13 protein-coding genes and 1 rRNA gene are annotated in these 16,749 nt (G+C 70.7%); 9 read left to right on the forward strand and 5 right to left on the reverse strand.

Annotated features, from left to right (window positions below; all coding sequences use genetic code 11):
* A 16S ribosomal RNA gene (locus ABH940_RS14540) occupies nucleotides 1-1,106 on the reverse strand; the annotation flags it as partial.
* A 472-nt stretch (nucleotides 1,107-1,578) separates the two neighbouring features.
* Between ABH940_RS14540 and ABH940_RS14545 the strand changes: the two genes are divergently transcribed.
* On the forward strand, nucleotides 1,579-2,028 hold the full coding sequence (locus ABH940_RS14545) for a PTS glucose transporter subunit IIA (RefSeq protein WP_370072566.1): 450 nt from the start codon (nucleotides 1,579-1,581) through the stop codon (nucleotides 2,026-2,028).
* A 60-nt stretch (nucleotides 2,029-2,088) separates the two neighbouring features.
* Nucleotides 2,089-3,774, forward strand: coding sequence for a phosphoenolpyruvate--protein phosphotransferase (gene ptsP / locus ABH940_RS14550; RefSeq protein ID WP_370105415.1), 1,686 nt, complete (start codon nucleotides 2,089-2,091; stop codon nucleotides 3,772-3,774).
* 19 nt (nucleotides 3,775-3,793) lie between these two features.
* Here the strand turns inward: ptsP and ABH940_RS14555 are convergent, their stop codons facing one another.
* Nucleotides 3,794-4,801, reverse strand: a complete 1,008-nt coding sequence (locus tag ABH940_RS14555) for an EamA family transporter (protein WP_370105416.1) — start codon at nucleotides 4,799-4,801, stop codon at nucleotides 3,794-3,796.
* 160 nt (nucleotides 4,802-4,961) lie between these two features.
* Between ABH940_RS14555 and ABH940_RS14560 the strand changes: the two genes are divergently transcribed.
* Complete coding sequence (locus tag ABH940_RS14560; RefSeq protein WP_370072569.1) at nucleotides 4,962-5,771, forward strand: class I SAM-dependent methyltransferase; 810 nt, start codon at nucleotides 4,962-4,964, stop codon at nucleotides 5,769-5,771.
* A gap of 45 nt (nucleotides 5,772-5,816) precedes the next feature.
* Here the strand turns inward: ABH940_RS14560 and ABH940_RS14565 are convergent, their stop codons facing one another.
* The 3 genes from ABH940_RS14565 to ABH940_RS14575 all read right to left on the reverse strand — a co-directional run bounded on the left by ABH940_RS14565 (nucleotide 5,817) and on the right by ABH940_RS14575 (nucleotide 9,516).
* Nucleotides 5,817-7,805 (reverse strand): acetoacetate--CoA ligase, encoded by a 1,989-nt coding sequence (locus ABH940_RS14565; RefSeq protein WP_370105417.1) that lies wholly within the window; start codon nucleotides 7,803-7,805, stop codon nucleotides 5,817-5,819.
* A gap of 188 nt (nucleotides 7,806-7,993) precedes the next feature.
* Nucleotides 7,994-8,779, reverse strand: a complete 786-nt coding sequence (locus ABH940_RS14570) for an NUDIX domain-containing protein (RefSeq protein ID WP_370072571.1) — start codon at nucleotides 8,777-8,779, stop codon at nucleotides 7,994-7,996.
* Nucleotides 8,780-8,946: 167 nt separating this feature from the next.
* Nucleotides 8,947-9,516: a TetR/AcrR family transcriptional regulator gene (locus ABH940_RS14575; protein ID WP_370072572.1), complete on the reverse strand. Its 570-nt coding sequence runs from the start codon at nucleotides 9,514-9,516 to the stop codon at nucleotides 8,947-8,949.
* 98 nt (nucleotides 9,517-9,614) lie between these two features.
* On the opposite strand from ABH940_RS14575, the gene ABH940_RS14580 reads away from it, so the two are divergent.
* The 6 genes from ABH940_RS14580 (at nucleotide 9,615) to ABH940_RS14605 (ending at nucleotide 16,718) form a co-directional block, all read left to right on the forward strand.
* Nucleotides 9,615-10,358 carry an SDR family oxidoreductase gene (locus tag ABH940_RS14580; protein WP_370105418.1) on the forward strand — a complete coding sequence of 248 codons (744 nt, stop codon included), beginning with the start codon at nucleotides 9,615-9,617 and terminating at the stop codon, nucleotides 10,356-10,358.
* A 242-nt stretch (nucleotides 10,359-10,600) separates the two neighbouring features.
* Nucleotides 10,601-11,524, forward strand: coding sequence for a homocysteine S-methyltransferase (gene mmuM, locus ABH940_RS14585; RefSeq protein ID WP_370105419.1), 924 nt, complete (start codon nucleotides 10,601-10,603; stop codon nucleotides 11,522-11,524).
* A gap of 189 nt (nucleotides 11,525-11,713) precedes the next feature.
* Nucleotides 11,714-12,478 carry an IclR family transcriptional regulator gene (locus tag ABH940_RS14590; protein ID WP_370072576.1) on the forward strand — a complete coding sequence of 255 codons (765 nt, stop codon included), beginning with the start codon at nucleotides 11,714-11,716 and terminating at the stop codon, nucleotides 12,476-12,478.
* 228 nt (nucleotides 12,479-12,706) lie between these two features.
* Nucleotides 12,707-13,417, forward strand: a complete 711-nt coding sequence (locus ABH940_RS14595; RefSeq protein ID WP_370072577.1) for an MIP/aquaporin family protein — start codon at nucleotides 12,707-12,709, stop codon at nucleotides 13,415-13,417.
* 89 nt (nucleotides 13,418-13,506) lie between these two features.
* Nucleotides 13,507-15,036 carry a glycerol kinase GlpK gene (glpK, locus tag ABH940_RS14600; protein ID WP_370072578.1) on the forward strand — a complete coding sequence of 510 codons (1,530 nt, stop codon included), beginning with the start codon at nucleotides 13,507-13,509 and terminating at the stop codon, nucleotides 15,034-15,036.
* Nucleotides 15,037-15,131: 95 nt separating this feature from the next.
* Entirely contained in the window at nucleotides 15,132-16,718 is a 1,587-nt protein-coding gene (locus ABH940_RS14605; RefSeq protein WP_370105420.1) for a glycerol-3-phosphate dehydrogenase/oxidase, read from the forward strand.
* Nucleotides 16,719-16,749 lie beyond the last annotated feature (31 nt).

The raw sequence follows: 16,749 nt of genomic DNA on the forward strand, positions 1-16,749 counted from the left end.
CCGCTGGCAACACAGAACGAGGGTTGCGCTCGTTGCGGGACTTAACCCAACATCTCACGACACGAGCTGACGACAACCATGCACCACCTGTACACCGACCACAAGGGGGCGCCCATCTCTGAACGTTTCCGGTGTATGTCAAGCCTTGGTAAGGTTCTTCGCGTTGCGTCGAATTAAGCCACATGCTCCGCTGCTTGTGCGGGCCCCCGTCAATTCCTTTGAGTTTTAGCCTTGCGGCCGTACTCCCCAGGCGGGGCACTTAATGCGTTAGCTGCGGCGCGGACCACGTGGAATGTGACCCACACCTAGTGCCCAACGTTTACGGCGTGGACTACCAGGGTATCTAATCCTGTTCGCTCCCCACGCTTTCGCTCCTCAGCGTCAGTAATGGCCCAGAGATCCGCCTTCGCCACCGGTGTTCCTCCTGATATCTGCGCATTTCACCGCTACACCAGGAATTCCGATCTCCCCTACCACACTCCAGCCTGCCCGTATCGAATGCAGACCCGGGGTTAAGCCCCGGGCTTTCACATCCGACGTGACAAGCCGCCTACGAGCTCTTTACGCCCAATAATTCCGGACAACGCTCGCACCCTACGTATTACCGCGGCTGCTGGCACGTAGTTAGCCGGTGCTTCTTCTGCAGGTACCGTCACTTGCGCTTCTTCCCTGCTGAAAGAGGTTTACAACCCGAAGGCCTTCATCCCTCACGCGGCGTCGCTGCATCAGGCTTTCGCCCATTGTGCAATATTCCCCACTGCTGCCTCCCGTAGGAGTCTGGGCCGTGTCTCAGTCCCAGTGTGGCCGGTCGCCCTCTCAGGCCGGCTACCCGTCGTCGCCTTGGTAGGCCATCACCCCACCAACAAGCTGATAGGCCGCGGGCCCATCCTGCACCGCCGGAGCTTTCCACCCCCAGGGATGCCCCCAGAGGTAATATCCGGTATTAGACCTCGTTTCCAAGGCTTGTCCCAGAGTGCAGGGCAGATTGCCCACGTGTTACTCACCCGTTCGCCACTGATCCACCCCGAAGGGCTTCACCGTTCGACTTGCATGTGTTAAGCACGCCGCCAGCGTTCGTCCTGAGCCAGGATCAAACTCTCCGTGAATGCTTTCCCGTAATCGGGACATCCGCGCAGAGCGGCACGACACCCACCGGAATAGGCGGACTCGTGCACAGCGTCCTCGCTGAAAATTTGTTCTCAAAAGTAACTGGCGTTGACTTTTGGCACGCTGTTGAGTTCTCAAGGAACGGACGCTTCCTTCGCACCTCGTTTCCGAGGCCCTCCGGGCGCTTCCTTCGTGATTTGTCCCGGTCGGCGCCGGGCACAACGAAGAAGTTACAGGGAGCTGTCCGTAGGAGCAAATCCGCGCCTGTCACTCGAATGACGTAGAGTCTGCTCCGCGCGGTGGTCTAGACCTCTCGCCGATCTTTCCCGGTCCGGGCGTAGCGGCCCTGACCTGGGCGGACAACTCGTGGCTTAGGTCCGAAGTGTCCATAGTTGACATGATTTAGGCTGATCCCCGATGCGCGCCCCTGAGGGCTCGCGTCCTGGGTTCCGCCATCTAGGAGGCTCAACCATGACGACCGTGACGTCCCCTCTGGTCGGCGAGGCCATCGGGCTCGCGAACGTTCCCGACCCCGTCTTCTCCGGGGCCATGGTCGGCCCGGGTACCGCGATCAAGCCCGCGCCCGGGCCGGGTGAGGCCGTCTCCCCCGTCGACGGCATCGTGGTGTCCATGCACCCGCACGCCTTCGTCGTGCTGGATGAGCAGGGGCACGGCGTGCTCACGCATCTCGGTATCGACACCGTTCAGCTCAACGGCGAAGGCTTCGAGCTGCTCGTGCAGAAGGGCGACAGCGTCAAGCGCGGGCAGCCGGTGGTCAAGTGGAACCCGACCGCCGTCGAGGCCGCCGGTAAGTCGTCCATCTGTCCCGTGGTCGCGCTGGAGGCCTCGGTCGAGCAGCTCACCGATATCCGGGAGTCCGGTGACATCGCGGTGGGCGAGACCCTGTTCGCCTGGAACTGATTCAGCGACAGCGGTACGCCGACAACACTACGACGGAGACTCAAAGCGGAGACCGGTGAGATGACAGAGACCCTGCAGGGCGTGGGCGTGAGCCACGGCGTGGCGATCGGCCAGGTGCGGCACATGGGCACGGCGGTGCTGGAGCCGGAGGCCAAGCAGATCCCGACCGAGGACGCGGCGCGCGAGCAGGCCCGGGCACAGCGGGCGGTCGACGCCGTGGCCGCCGATCTGCAGGCGCGCGGCAACCTGGCGGGCGGTGAGGCACAGGCCGTCCTCGAGGCGCAGGCGCTGATGGCGCTCGACCCGGAGCTGATGGCTGACGTGGAGCGGCGGATCGCCGTGGGCAGCAGTGCGGAGCGCGCCGTCTACGACGCGTTCGCCGCGTACCGGGCGCTGCTGGCAGCGGCCGGGGACTACCTGGCCGGGCGGGTCGCCGACCTGGACGACGTGCGGAACCGGATCGTCGCCCGGTTGATGGGTGTGCCCATGCCGGGCGTGCCGGACAGCGACGAGCCCTACGTGCTGATCGCCCGCGATCTGGCCCCCGCCGACACCGCGTTGCTGGACCCGACGCTGGTGCTCGGTTTTGTCACCGAGGAGGGCGGGCCGACCAGCCACAGCGCCATCCTGGCCCGCGCGCTCGGGGTACCGGCCGTGGTGGCGATGCCCGGCGCGACCGACCTGCCGGAGGGTGTGGTCGTCGCGGTCGACGGCAGCAGCGGTGCCGTGATCGTCGACCCTTCGACGGAGACGCAGCAGCGGCTGCGGCGCGAGGCCGAGGAGCGCAAGGCGGCGCTCGCCGCGTCCACGGGTCCGGGCCGGACCTCGGACGGGCACCGGGTTCCGCTGCTGGCCAACGTCGGTGGCCCGGTGGACGTCCCGGCCGCGGTTGAGGCGGGTGCGGAGGGCGTCGGGCTGTTCCGGACCGAGTTTCTGTTCTTTGAGAAGCACAGCCTGGACGACTCGAAGAAGGCCCCGTCGGAGGACGCACAGGTCGACGCGTATCGCGCGGTGCTGGAGGCGTTCCCCGAGGGGCGCGTCGTGGTGCGCGTCCTGGATGCGGGGGCGGACAAGCCGTTGGACTTCCTGACCCCGGCCGACGAGCCCAACCCCGCTTTGGGCGTACGCGGTCTACGTACGTTGCTGGAGCACCCCGAGGTGCTGCGCACCCAACTGCGGGCGCTGGCGCGGGCGGCCGAAGGTCTGCCGGTGCACCTGGAGGTGATGGCCCCGATGGTGGCCGACCGCCAGGATGCGAAGGCCTTCGCCGACGCGTGCCGTGAGGCGGGACTGCAGGCGAAGTTCGGCGCGATGGTGGAGATCCCCTCGGCGGCGCTGCGGGCGCGGTCGATCCTCCAGGAGGTCGAGTTCCTCTCGCTCGGGACCAACGACCTTGCCCAGTACACCTTTGCGGCGGACCGCCAGGTGGGCACGGTGGCGCGGCTGCAGGATCCGTGGCAGCCGGCGCTGCTGGACCTGGTCGCGCTGTCCGCGGAGGCCGCCCGCACCGAGGGCAAGAGCTGCGGCGTCTGCGGCGAGGCCGCCTCGGATCCGGTGCTGGCGTGCGTGCTGATCGGGCTGGGCGTGACCAGCCTTTCGATGGGCGCGGCGTCGATCCCTTACGTGCGGGCGAAGTTGGCCAAGGTGACGCTGGCCCAGTGCGAGCGCGCGGCTGCCGCCGCGCGGGCCGCGGACAGCGCGGCCGAGGCACGGGCGGCGGCGAACCAGGTGCTCTCCGGGGAGTGACACCGGTGCACGCCACCGGTTACGACGTGAGCGGGCCTTCGTCCTTCGGGGCGGGGGCCCGCTGCGACGTCCGCGTGCCACGTGCTGTGCGCGCCTCGGTGGAGACGACGACGCAGACGCCGACCACGACGACCGCACCACCCACGGCGATGGACCAGGTGACCGACTCGTTGAGGACCAGCCAGCCGAGCGCGACGGCGACGACGGGGTTGACGTAGGCGTAGGTGGCGACCAGCGAGAGCGGCGCGCTCTGCAGCAGCCAGGCGAAGGCGCTGAAGGCGACGAGGGATCCGAAGACGACCAGGTAGGCCAGGGCCAGCCAGGAGCTGGTGCTGACGGCGCCGACGTTCAGGTGCTCGTGGCGGAAGAGGCCGAGCGCGAGGTCGCCGAGGCCACCGGCCAGCATCTCGTAGGCGCTTGCGGTGAAGGGGTTGCCGGGCATCGGCAGGCGGGAGGAGAGGAACGAGCCGATCGACCAGAGCAGGGCGGCGGCGAGCACCGCGATGATCCCGACCAGCCGGACCGCGCCGGAGCTGCCGGGCAGGGTGAGCACGATCAGTCCGGCGAAGCCGATCAGCACGCCGACGAAGGTGGCGGCGCGGGGGCGGTCGCCGAAGAGCGTGCGCAGCACGATGACCCAGAGCGGCACGGCGGCGACCAGCAGCGCCGCCAGCCCGGACGGGATCCGGGTCTCGGCGAGGACGACCAGGCCGTTGCCCCCGACGAGCAGCAGCAGACCGACGACGGCGGCGGAGGCGAGCTGCCTGCGGGTCACCCGCAGGGCACCCGGGCCGGAGCGCCAGACGACCAGGCCCACGAGCAGGACTCCGGCGACGAGGAAGCGGAGCGCTGCCGAGAGGAACGGCGGCATGGTCTCGACGGTGATCCGGATGGCGAGGTAGGTGGACCCCCAGACGACGTAGACGATGCCGAGGGCGGGCCAGAGGAAGTTCCGGGTCCGTTCGGGACCGGCCTGACCTGCGGGGACCGACCGTTCGGTCGCAGCTGGCGCCGCCTCATGTGTCATGTGCGTTCCTCTCGTACAGCTCTGTACATCGATCCTCCCGCAGGAATACAGCCACCCGCCACGCCATTTCCTGCCGTTGTCGCGAACGGGTCTTGTTATACGAGACAGTTGCTCTCACAAGCTGAGACCTGATCTATGGTCGGCACCCAGGGAGGCAGACATGACTGAGCATCAGAAGCAGTACACCCACGGCTACCACGCGTCCGTCCTGCGCTCGCACACCTGGCGCACGGCTGAGAACTCCGCCGGCTACCTGCTGCCGGAGCTGAAGCCGGGGCTGTCCGTGCTGGACGTCGGCTGCGGGCCGGGAACGATCACCGCCGGGCTGGCCGAGCGGGTCGGGCCGGGGCTGGTCACGGCCGTCGAGATCTCCGCCGAGGTGCTGGCCAAGGCGGCGGAGGCGGTACCGGAGTCGGCCGGGGTCCGGTTCGAGACGGCGGACGTGCACGCGCTGTCGTTCCCCGACGCGTCGTTCGACGTCGTGCATGCGCACCAGGTGTTGCAGCATGTCGCGGACCCGGTCCAGGCGCTGCGCGAGATGCGGCGGGTCTGCCGTCCGGGAGGCGTGGTCGCGGTGCGCGACTCGGACTACGGGGGGTTCGTCTGGTACCCGTCGCTGCCCGAGCTGGACGAGTGGAACGTGCTGTACCACCGGGTGGCCCGCGCCAACGGCGGCGAGCCGGACGCCGGGCGGATGCTGCGCAGCTGGGCGCTCGATGCGGGCTTCGCGCCGGAGCGGGTCGAGGCGTCCTCGTCCACCTGGTGCTTCTCGTCGGAGGAGGACCGCGCCTGGTGGGGCGGGATGTGGGCGGAGCGGATCACCGGATCCGCGATCGCCGAGCAGGCGGTGGCCGAGGGGTTCGCCCAGCGCGAGGATCTGGAGCGGATCAGCGCGGCGTGGCAGAGCTGGGCCCAGGAGCCGCGCGGCTGGTTCAGCGTGCTGCACGGCGAGCTGCTGTGCCGGGTGTGACCCGGACCCGGCACAGCAGCCCGTCGGCGTTCAGCTGACTGGCGCTCAGCGGCGGTACTGCTCGAAGATCCGCAGCGCGTCGGGGTTGTCGATGGAGCCGAGGTTGACGGCCTGGGCGAGCGGCGTGCCGCCCAGGATCCGCTTGATCGGCACCTCGATGCGCTTGCCGGTGAGGGTGTGCGGAAGCGCGGGCACGGCGATGATCTCGTCCGGGACGTGCCGCGGCGACAGCTGCGTGCGCAGCGCGTCGCGGACCGCCGTACGCAGCTCGTCGTCGAGCTCCGCGCCCTCGACCAGCACCACGAAGAGCGGCATCCAGTAGCCACCATCGGGCAGTTCCAGGCCGATGACCAGGGACTCCTTGACGGCGGGCAGTCGCTCGACGACCTCGTAGATGTCGGCGGAGCCCATCCGGACGCCCTGACGGTTGAGCGTCGAGTCGGAACGGCCGTGGATGACCACGGTGCCGCGCTCGGTGACGGTGATCCAGTCGCCGTGTCGCCAGACGCCGGGGAACATCTCGAAGTAGCTGTCCCGGTAGCGGACGCCGTCGGGGTCGTTCCAGAAGCGGATGGGCATGGACGGGATCGGCTTGGTGACGACCAGTTCGCCGACGTCGCCGACGACGGGCTTGCCGTTGACGTCCCAGGCCTCGACGGCAGCGCCCAGGCTGGGAGCCTGGATCTCGCCCAGGTACACCGGCAGCGTCGGCACGCCGCCGACGAAGCAGCTGCAGACGTCGGTGCCGCCGCTGACGGAGGCGAGCCACATGTCCGGGCTGATCTCGTCGTAGATCCAGCGGAAGCCGTCGGGCGGGAGCGGGGAGCCGGTGGTGCCGATGGCGCGCAGCCGGGTCAGGTCGAGGTCACGGCCGGGGTGGACGTCGGCCTTCTTGCAGGCCATCACATAGGCGGCGGAGGTGCCGAACGTGGTGACCCCCGCGTCGGCGGCGATGCGCCACTGCGCGTCGGGGGTCGGGTAGCCGGGGCTGCCGTCGTAGGTGACGATGCTCGCACCCACCAGCAGACCCGCCAGCAGGAAGTTCCACATCATCCAGCCGGTGGAGGTGTACCAGAAGAACCGGTCCCCCGGGCCGAGGTCGAGGTGGAGTCCGGCCTGCTTGAGGTGCTCCACGGTAATGCCGCCGTGGCTCTGCACGATGGCCTTGGGCAGGCCGGTGGTCCCCGAGGAGTAGAGCACCCAGAGCGGGTGGTCGAACGGCAACTGCTCGTAGGAGGGGACGGTCGGACTGCTCGTCAGCTCCTCCCACTCCAGCGCGCCTTCGGGTGCGGGGCGTCCGAGCAGCGGGATGTGCACGACATGACGGAGCGTCGGCAGCTCGGCGCGCAGCTCGGCGACGACGCCGGTGCGGTCGTGCTCCTTGCCGCCGTAGCGGTAGCCGTCCACGGCGAAGAGGAGGACGGGTTCGAGCTGCTGGAACCGGTCCAGCACGCTGCGGGCGCCGAAGTCGGGCGCGCACGAGGTCCAGATCGCGCCGACGGCGGCGGTGGCCAGCAGGGCGACGACGGCCTGCGGCACGTTGGGCAGGTAGCCGCCCACCCGGTCACCGGGCTCGACGCCGAGGCGACGCAGTTCGGCGGCGAGCGAGCCGACCTGACGGCGCAGCTCCGACCAGGTGGTGACCTGCGGCTCTGGGTGCGCCTCGTCGACGTGGAGGATGGCGGGCGTGTCGGCGTTGTGCGGGTCCTCGCCGTGGCGCAGCACGTGCTGGGCGTAGTTGAGCTTCGCGCCGGGGAACCAGGTCGCCCCGGGCATGGTCGCGTCCCCGAGCACGGCGCTGGGCTCCGTCTGGAAGCGGACGTCGAACCACTGGGTGACCGCGCTCCAGAAGTCCTCGAGGTGCTCGACCGACCAGCGGTGGAAGCTCGCGTACTCGACCGCAGGGTCCTGGCCCTGCTGGGGGCGGGGCGCGCCGTAGTACTCGGCGGCGAAGCGCTGGAAGGCGGCCATCCGGGAGGCCGCGGCTCCGGCCGGGTCCGGCCCCCACAGCGGCGTGGTCTCTTCGGTGCTCATGCGCGCTTCGTGCCTCCGACCGTCAGGCGCACCTGCACGCCGGAGGGCAGGTGGGAACGCCTGTGCTGACCTTGCCACGATCGGGGCCGGACGCGCCAGGGTCGACGGAACGCGTCACACGGCTCACGTCACGGACCCAGCTGCTGACGGACTCAGCTCGCGGACTCAGCTCGACTCGGCCCTGGGCGTCACGGCCGCAGCAGTGCCGGGTGAAGGGTGGTGGCCGGTCCGGCGCGGTAGAGGCGGGCGCGCGGACCGCCGCGGGAGTTGCCCCGTTCCGCGGTCGCGCCGGTGTCCTCGACGAAACCGGGCGCGGAGAGCACCTTGCGGTGGAAGTTGCCGGGGTGGAGGCGCTCGCCCCAGATCTCCTCGTAGACGGCGCGGAGTTCCGGGATGGTGAACTCCGGCCCGAGGAAGGCGGTCGCGAGCGGCGTGTACTCCAGCTTGCCGCGGGCGCGCTCCAGCGCGTCGGCGACGATCCTGGCGTGGTCGAAGGCCAGTTCGCGTTCGGCGAGCGGAGCGGGTAGCTCCCGGTCGCCGGTCCCACCCCCGTGAGGACCGGCGACCGGAACCCAGACGGCGCGGGCGGCGTCGCCGCCGGCGCGCGGGTCGGGCAGATCAGGTGCGAAGGCCAGGTAGGCCACCGAGACCACGTGCATGCGCGGGTCACGGTCGGGCGCGCCGTAGGAGCCGAGCTGCTCCAGGTGCACCCGTTCGAGAGCGGTCGGCGCGAGGCCGGTCTCCTCCGCGAGCTCGCGCGCCGCGGCCTCGTCCAGCCCCTCCTCCCCTGCCTTGACGAACCCTCCGGGCAGCGCCCAGCGCCCCTGGAACGGCGGCCCGCCCCGCTCCACGAGGAGGATGCTGAGCCGTCCCTGACGCAGCGTCAGCACGACGACGTCGACCGTGAGGGCGATCGGCGCGTAGGCGCGCGGGTCGTACGCGGCGAGCCACCCGGCCTCGTCGTCCTCGTGCATGCGTGCCGCTCCGGCGGGTCGATGTGTCGTGGTCGGATTGTCGCGATCGGTTTCGGTCGACCCTCGGTCAGAGTTGTTCTCTCATCGAGTTCTTCTCTGATCGAGTCTTTCTCGCTCTGAGAACAACATAGCGCATGCCGCGCCGGAGTGCCAGCCCCGCCCGGGCGCTACGCCTGCCGCAGCGCGGCCACGACGACGAGCACCTGTTCCGTCAACTCCGGCCCCACCGGCCCGTGCTGGTTCATCAGCCGGTACCACATCGCCCCGAAGACCAGGTCGACGACGGTCGGGACCGGGACCCTCCAGCCGTCCGCGCCCTGGCGCTCCAACACCTCCGCCAGCAGCGCGCGACGCTCGGCGATGTAGCCGCGCAGCCTGGCGGCCAACTGCTCGTCGGCGAAGGCGTCGGAGGTCAGGCCGAGCAGGATGTCGGCGACCGGGGCCTTGTGGGCGAGCCGGAACGTCGCCTCCAGAAAGACGCGAAGGTCGGCAACGGGATCACCGCTCGGCGGCGGGGCGCCGTGGGCCGCGCCGACTTCGCCCATCGCCTCCAGCAGCACCGCGCCGCGGGTCGGCCACCAGCGGTAGACCGTCTGGCGTCCGACTCCGGCCGCGTCCGCGATGGCCTTGATGGTGACGTTGGCGTAGCCGCCGTCCACGCAGAGGGCGACGGCCGCGTCGAGGATCGCGCGACGGGCGGCGTCGCTCCGCGGACGCCCGGGAGGCTTCGGATTCATGGCCCGACTTTACAAGACAGGGTGTCTCGTTACAGAATCGAGGCACAGTGTCTCGTTACTCGTGACGAGACACGAGCGGAGATGAAGTGGGGACGGACATGGCACACACGTCGGAGCGCGTCGTCATCCTGGGCGGCACCTCGGGGATCGGCCTGGCGACGGCGGACCTGCTGCTCGACCGGGGGTACGAGGTCGTCATCGCCGGACGCAGCGAGGAGCGCCTCACGCAGGCGCTGAAGACGCTCGACAGGCAGGGCGCCGACCGCCCGGTCACGGGCCGCGCGGTGGACGCGACGGACAGCGGGCAACTCGCCGAGTTCTTCGCGGAGGTGGGCACGTTCGACCACCTCGTGGTCACGGTCACCAGGAACGGCGGGGTCACCACGCTGGCGGACCTGGAGGCAGCCGAGGTCCGCAAGCACAGCGAGGGCAAGCTCCTCGCCCACCTGCTGAGCGTCCAGGCCGCACTCGGCACGCTGCGCGCGGACGGCTCGGTGACGCTGGTCGGCGCGGTCAGCTCGCAACTGAGCGGCCCGGGGCTGGTGGTACTGGGTGCGATGAACTCGGCCGTCGAGACCGCGTCGCGGATCCTCGCGGCCGAACTTGCGCCGCGCCGGGTCAACGCCGTCTCCCCGGGCGTGATCGAGACGCCGTGGTGGGACTGGGTCCCGGCGGAGGCGCGCACCGAGGCGATCGTCGGCGCGGCCGGCGGTACGGCGGTCGGCCGCCCGGGACGGCCGGAGGAGGTCGCCCACGCGATCGCCTTCCTGGTCGAGAACACCTACACCACGGGCGTGGTGCTGCCGGTCGACGGCGGGGCGCGGCTCAACGTGCAGCGGTGACACGTGCAGCAGCGCCCGTACGGCAGTGGCCAGTACAGAGGTGGCCCATACGGCGGTGCCCCGTAAGGAGGTGACCCGTCCGCGCAGCTGAACGGCGGGCGGGGATAGGGTTGGGGTGACGTCGATGGGGCGGGTCTGCCGGAGTTCCGGCGGCCCGCCCCGCGCCGTTGACCTGCTTGGCAGTTCGCTCGTTGCCCGACCGCTCGTCCTGCCCGACCGCTCGTCCGTCCGGAGGTCTGCCGATGTCCATCCAGGGTTCGCTCGCCGACGCGCTCGCCAGGGGCGTGGTGGTACTGGACGGCGGCATGTCCAACGAACTGGCCGCCGACGGGCACGACCTCTCCGACGCGCTGTGGTCCGCACGGCTGCTGCGCGACGAACCGGCAGCCGTGGCCGCCGTGCACCGGCGCTACTTCGCCGCGGGCGCGCAGGTCGCGATCACCGCGAGCTACCAGGCCAGCTTCGAGGGCTTCGCCCGGGTCGGCGTGGACCGTGCGGAGGCGGAGGAACTGCTGCGACGCAGCGTCACGCTGGCGCGGGAGGCCGCGGACGAGGCGCCCGGACAGGGGCCGCGCTGGGTGGCGGCCTCGGTCGGACCGTACGGCGCGGTGCTGGCCGACGGTTCCGAGTACCGGGGCCGGTACGGGCTCAGCCGGGCGCAGTTGCGCGCCTTCCATGCGCCGCGCGCCGAGGTGCTGGCGTCCGCCCGGCCCGACGTGCTGGCTGTCGAGACCGTCCCGGACATCGACGAGGCCGAGGCGGCGCTGGACGCCGTCGCCTCGCTGGACCTGCCGGTCTGGCTCTCCTTCAGCGCGGCCGAGGGCCGGACGCGGGCGGGGCAGCCGCTCGCCGAGGCGTTCGCGCTGGCGCGCGGCAACGCGCAGGTCGTCGCCGTGGGCGTGAACTGCCTCGCTCCGGAGGAGGCGGCCGAGGCGGTCGCCCTGGCGGCGGAGGTCTCCGGCAAGCCGGTCGTCGTCTACCCGAACAGCGGCGAGGGCTGGGACGCGGCGGCGCGCGCCTGGTCCGGGCCGGCGACCTTCTCCCCCGACCGGGTGGCCGAGTGGACCGCCTCCGGGGCCCGGCTGGTCGGCGGCTGCTGCCGCGTCGGGGCGGACCAGATCGCGGCGCTGGGAGCAGTGCTGAGCGCCGGGACCCGCGGCGTCTGAGACGCCGTCGGCGGCCCGGCGGGGTGGGCCTGTGTGCTGCCTGACTTGGTTTGCTGGCAGACTCGGTGTCACGCACAGCGCCGTCGGCATTGTCGACCGCTGTTCCGTCCCCTAGTTCTGTCCGTTCCGTCGTCTGTGTCCGTTGTCTGTTCCGTCGTGCTGTCTTCAGCCGCAGTGGGAGGTTCTCCGATGGCCGGGTCGATCCAGTCGCTCGAGCGCGCGGCGGCGATCCTGCGACTGCTTGCCGGCGGCGAGCGGCGGCTGGGCCTGTCGGACGTGGCCGCCTCACTCGGACTGGCCAAGGGAACGGCCCACGGCATCCTGCGCACGCTGCAGCAGGAGGGCTTCGTCGAGCAGGACCCGGACAGCGGCAAGTACCAGCTGGGCGCAGAGCTGCTGCGACTCGGCCAGAGCTACCTGGACGTCCACGAGCTGCGCGCCCGCGCCCTGGTCTGGGCGGACGACCTGGCCCGGGCCAGCGGGGAGACGGTCTACCTCGGGGTGCTGCACCTGCGCGGCGTGCTGATCGTGCACCACGTCTTCCGCCCGGACGACACCCGGCAGGTGCTGGAGGTCGGCAGCATGCAGCCGCTGCACAGCACGGCGCTGGGCAAGGTGCTGATCGCCCACGACCCGGTCGCCCGCGCCGAACTGCAGGAGAGCGAGCGCGAGGCCTTCACCCCGCGCACGCTGACCGAGCTGGCCGACCTGGACGCCGAGGCCGCGCAGATCCGCGAGCGCGGGTGGGGCGCGGCCGTCGAGGAGACCTGGACCGGGGTGGCCTCGGTCGCGGCGCTGATCCAGGACCGCCGCCGCAACCCCGTCGGCGCGGTCGCGCTCAACGGGCCGGTCGAGCGGGTCTGCCGGGACGGCGTGATCCGGCCGGAGCTGGTCGTCTCCGTACGCGAGGCGGCCCGCGCGATCTCCCGCGACCTGGGCGCGCCGCGCTTCTGACGCTCGGGCGCATTCACTGGGCGCACTCCCGATCTGACGGTCCGTTCGGCGTGTTCCGTACCCGTCCGAACGGGTGATTTGTCTATGTTGAGCGAGCAATGTCCCGTTTGTTCGACGCCTCCACAGCCACAGCTGCACCTGCATTGACGCAGGTGCAGCGGGCCACGTAGTTTTCGCACAACGGTCGACATTGTCGAACGTGAGCCGCAAACTGCACTGGGAGCCGCTGTGTCCAACAGCCATATCTTCTTCGGCGAACTCATCGGTACCGCCCTACTGATCCTGCTCGGCGCGGGCGTCTGCGCTGCCGTCACCCTGAAGCGCTCCAAGGCCGAAGGGGCCGGATGGCTCGCCATCGCCTTCGGCTGGGGCTTTGCCGTGCTCGTTGCCGCGTACACCGCGAACTCACTGTCGGGGGCCCACCTCAACCCCGCCGTCACCATCGCGATAGCCGTCAAGACCGGCGACTGGAGCCACGTCCCGGTCTACCTGGCGGGACAGTTCCTCGGCGCGGTCATCGGCGCGGTGCTGGTCTGGCTGTCCTACCTGGGCCAGTTCAACGAGAACGACGAGCCCACCCTCGGCATCTTCGCCACCGGGCCGGAGATCCGGAACCCGGTCCAGAACGTGATCACCGAGACCATCGGCACCACCGTGCTCTGCCTGCTGATCCTGACCCAGGGGCTGAACAAGGAGCTCGGCCTCTCCGGCATGGGCATCCTGATCACCGCCCTGACCGTGGTCGGCATCGGCCTCTCCCTTGGTGGCCCGACCGGCTACGCCATCAACCCCTTCCGCGACCTGGGCCCGCGTCTGGTCCACTCCCTGCTGCCGATCCCCAAGAAGGGCAGCTCGGACTGGGGCTACGCCTGGGTCCCGATCGTCGGCCCGATCCTCGGCGCGCTGCTCGCCGGCGGAATCTACAACGCGGCCTTCTGATCAACCTGACGGATCGACCAGGCTAGGCACACCCGAGAACGCGCCACCCCGCAGGGCCCTCGCCGCCCCCACTGTCAACGAGGACACACATGACCACCAGCACCGGCCAGTACATCGCGGCCATCGACCAGGGCACCACCTCCAGCCGCTGCATCATCTTCGGCGCAGACGGCCGCATCGTCGCGGTCGACCAGCAGGAGCACAGCCAGATCTTCCCCCAGCCCGGCTGGGTCGAGCACGACGCCGAGGAGATCTGGACCCGGGTCCAGTCCGTGATCGCCGGCGCGCTGGCCAAGGCCGGGCTGACCCGTGACGACATCCGCGCCATCGGCATCACCAACCAGCGCGAGACCACGGTCCTGTGGGACCGGACCACCGGCAAGCCGGTCCACAACGCCCTGGTGTGGCAGGACACCCGCACCGAGGAGCTCTGCCGCGAGCTGGGCCGCAACGTCGGGCAGGACCGCTTCCGCCGCGAGACCGGGCTCCCGCTCGCGAGCTACTTCGCCGGTCCGAAGATCCGCTGGCTGCTGGACAACGTCGAGGGCCTGCGCGAGCGCGCCGAGCGCGGCGACATCCTCTTCGGCACCATGGACACCTGGGTCATCTGGAACCTCACCGGCGGCGTCGACGGCGGCAGGCACGTCACCGACGTGACCAACGCGTCCCGCACCATGCTGATGAACCTGCACACGCTGCAGTGGGACGAGAAGATCGCCGAGTCGATGGACGTGCCGATGAGCGTCCTGCCGGAGATCCGCTCCTCCGCCGAGATCTACGGCGAGGCCGTCGGCGACCTGGCGGGCGTGCCGGTCGCCTCCGCGCTGGGCGACCAGCAGGCGGCGCTGTTCGGCCAGACCTGCTTCAACGTGGGCGAGGCCAAGTCCACCTACGGCACCGGCACCTTCCTGCTGCTCAACACGGGCGAGAAGGCGGTCAACTCCTACCACGGGCTGCTGACCACGGTCGGCTACCGGATCGGCGAGGAGGCCCCGGTCTACGCCCTGGAAGGCTCGATCGCGGTCACCGGCTCGCTGGTGCAGTGGCTGCGCGACCAGCTCGGCATCATCTCCACCGCGGCCGAGATCGAGACGCTGGCCTCGACCGTCGAGGACAACGGCGGCGCGTACATCGTCCCGGCCTTCTCCGGCCTGTTCGCGCCGTACTGGCGCTCCGACGCGCGCGGCGTGATCACCGGCCTGACCCGGTACGTGACGAAGGGTCACCTGGCCCGCGCCGTGCTGGAGGCGACCGCCTGGCAGACCCGCGAGGTCGTCGACGCCATGGAGAAGGACTCCGGCGTCACGCTCTCCGCGCTCAAGGTCGACGGCGGCATGACCAGCAACAACCTGCTGATGCAGAACATCGCGGACGTGCTGGACGTCCCGGTCGAGCGCCCCTACGTCGCCGAGACCACCGCGCTGGGCGCCGCCTACGCCGCCGGTCTGGCCGTCGGGTTCTGGCCGGACCTGGACACCCTGCGCGCCAACTGGCACCGCGCGGCCGAGTGGACGCCGCGGATGGACGAGGCGACGCGCGACCGCGAGTACAAAAACTGGCTCAAGGCCGTCGAGCGGACCATGGGCTGGATCGACGAGGACTCGACGTCCGGCCGCTGACGCCCGGACGCCGCAAGACGGGTGCGGCGGGCCCCGCACGGGGAGGGCCCGCCGCGCCGTTCGCACCACCACCAGAGAAGTTGAGGGATCTTCCGATGCACTCCATGCCGACCCTGGGGGCCAACCGCACGGCCGACCGCGCCCAGGCGCGGGAACTGCTGAGCAGTGCCACCTACGACCTGCTCATCATCGGCGGCGGCATCCTCGGCACCGCCGTCGCCTGGACCGCCGCGCAGTCGGGGCTCCGGGTCGCCATGGTCGACGCCGGTGACTTCGCGGGCGCGACCTCCAGCGCCTCGTCGAAGCTGGTCCACGGCGGCCTGCGCTACCTGCAGACCGGCGCGGTCAGGCTGGTCGCGGAGAACCACAAGGAGCGCCGCGCGCTCTCCACCGACGTGGCCCCGCACCTGGTCAACCCGCTCACCTTCTTCGTCCCCGTGTACAAGGGCGGCCCGCACTCCGCGCCCAAGCTGGGCGCGGGCGTCTTCCTCTACTCCGCGCTCTCCGTCTTCCGTGACGGCATGGGTCACGTCGCCACGGCGGCCCGCGCCGGGCAGGCTGTCCCGGCGTTGCGCACCGAGGGCCTGCGCTCGGTGGCCGTCTACAAGGACCACCAGATGAACGACTCGCGCGTCGCCGTGATGACGGTCCGCGCGGCGGTCGACTCGGGCGCGGTCGTGCTCAACCACGCCGAGGTCAGCGGGCTTCGCTTCACCGGCGGCCGGGTGACCGGCGCCGAGATACGCGACCGGCTGACCGGCGACGAGTTCGGCATCGACGCGCGGCTCGTCCTCAACGCGACCGGACCGTGGGTGGACCACCTGCGGAAGATGGAGGACAAGGGCGCCGCGCCCAGCATCCGGCTCTCCAAGGGCGCGCACGTCGTCGTCAAGCGCAAGGCCCCGTGGCAGGCGGCGCTGACCATCCCGATCGACAAGTACCGGGTCTCGTTCGCCATCCCGTGGGAGGACCACGTCCTGCTCGGCACCACGGACGAGGAGTACACCGGCGACCCGGCCGACGTCCGCGCCACCGAGGCCGACGTCGACCAGATACTCGGCGAGGCCGCGCACGCGATCCGCGACGACCATCTTGACCGCGACCTGATCACCTACTCCTTCGCGGGCCTGCGCGTGTTGCCCGGCGGTCCGGGCGGGACTGCCGCCGCCAAGCGCGAGACGGTCGTCTCCGAGGGCCGCGGCGGCATGCTCTCCGTGGCAGGCGGCAAGTGGACGACGTACCGTCACATCGGCCGCGTGGTGCTGGAGAAGCTCGCCCACGTGCCCGGCACCGGGCTGGCCGAGGACATGTCGGCGATCCCGCGCACCGTGCCGCTGCCGGGCGTCGGCAGCCCGAACGCCGTCGCGCACCGCCTGCTGGTGGACCGCGAGCCGGGCGCCCGGATGGACCCGCTGGTGGCGCGTCACCTGGCCACCCACTACGGCACGCTCTCCTTCGACCTGGCCCGCCTGATCGACCAGAACCCGGCGTTGGGCCGCCCGATCCACGCGGACGGCCCGGACGTGTGGGCGCAGGTCGCCTACGCGGTCGACCACGAGTGGGCGGCCACGGCGGACGACGTCCTGCGGCGACGCACGACGCTGACCGTGCGCGGGCTGGACACGCCGGAGGTCCGCACGGAGGTCGAGTCCTTCCTGGCCGGGCGCAGCGCGCAGGGCTGAGCCGCCACCGGTCCCCCAGGGTGGGCCCCGG

The organism is Streptacidiphilus sp. BW17, assembly GCF_041262485.1.
GTDB lineage: Bacteria > Actinomycetota > Actinomycetes > Streptomycetales > Streptomycetaceae > Streptacidiphilus.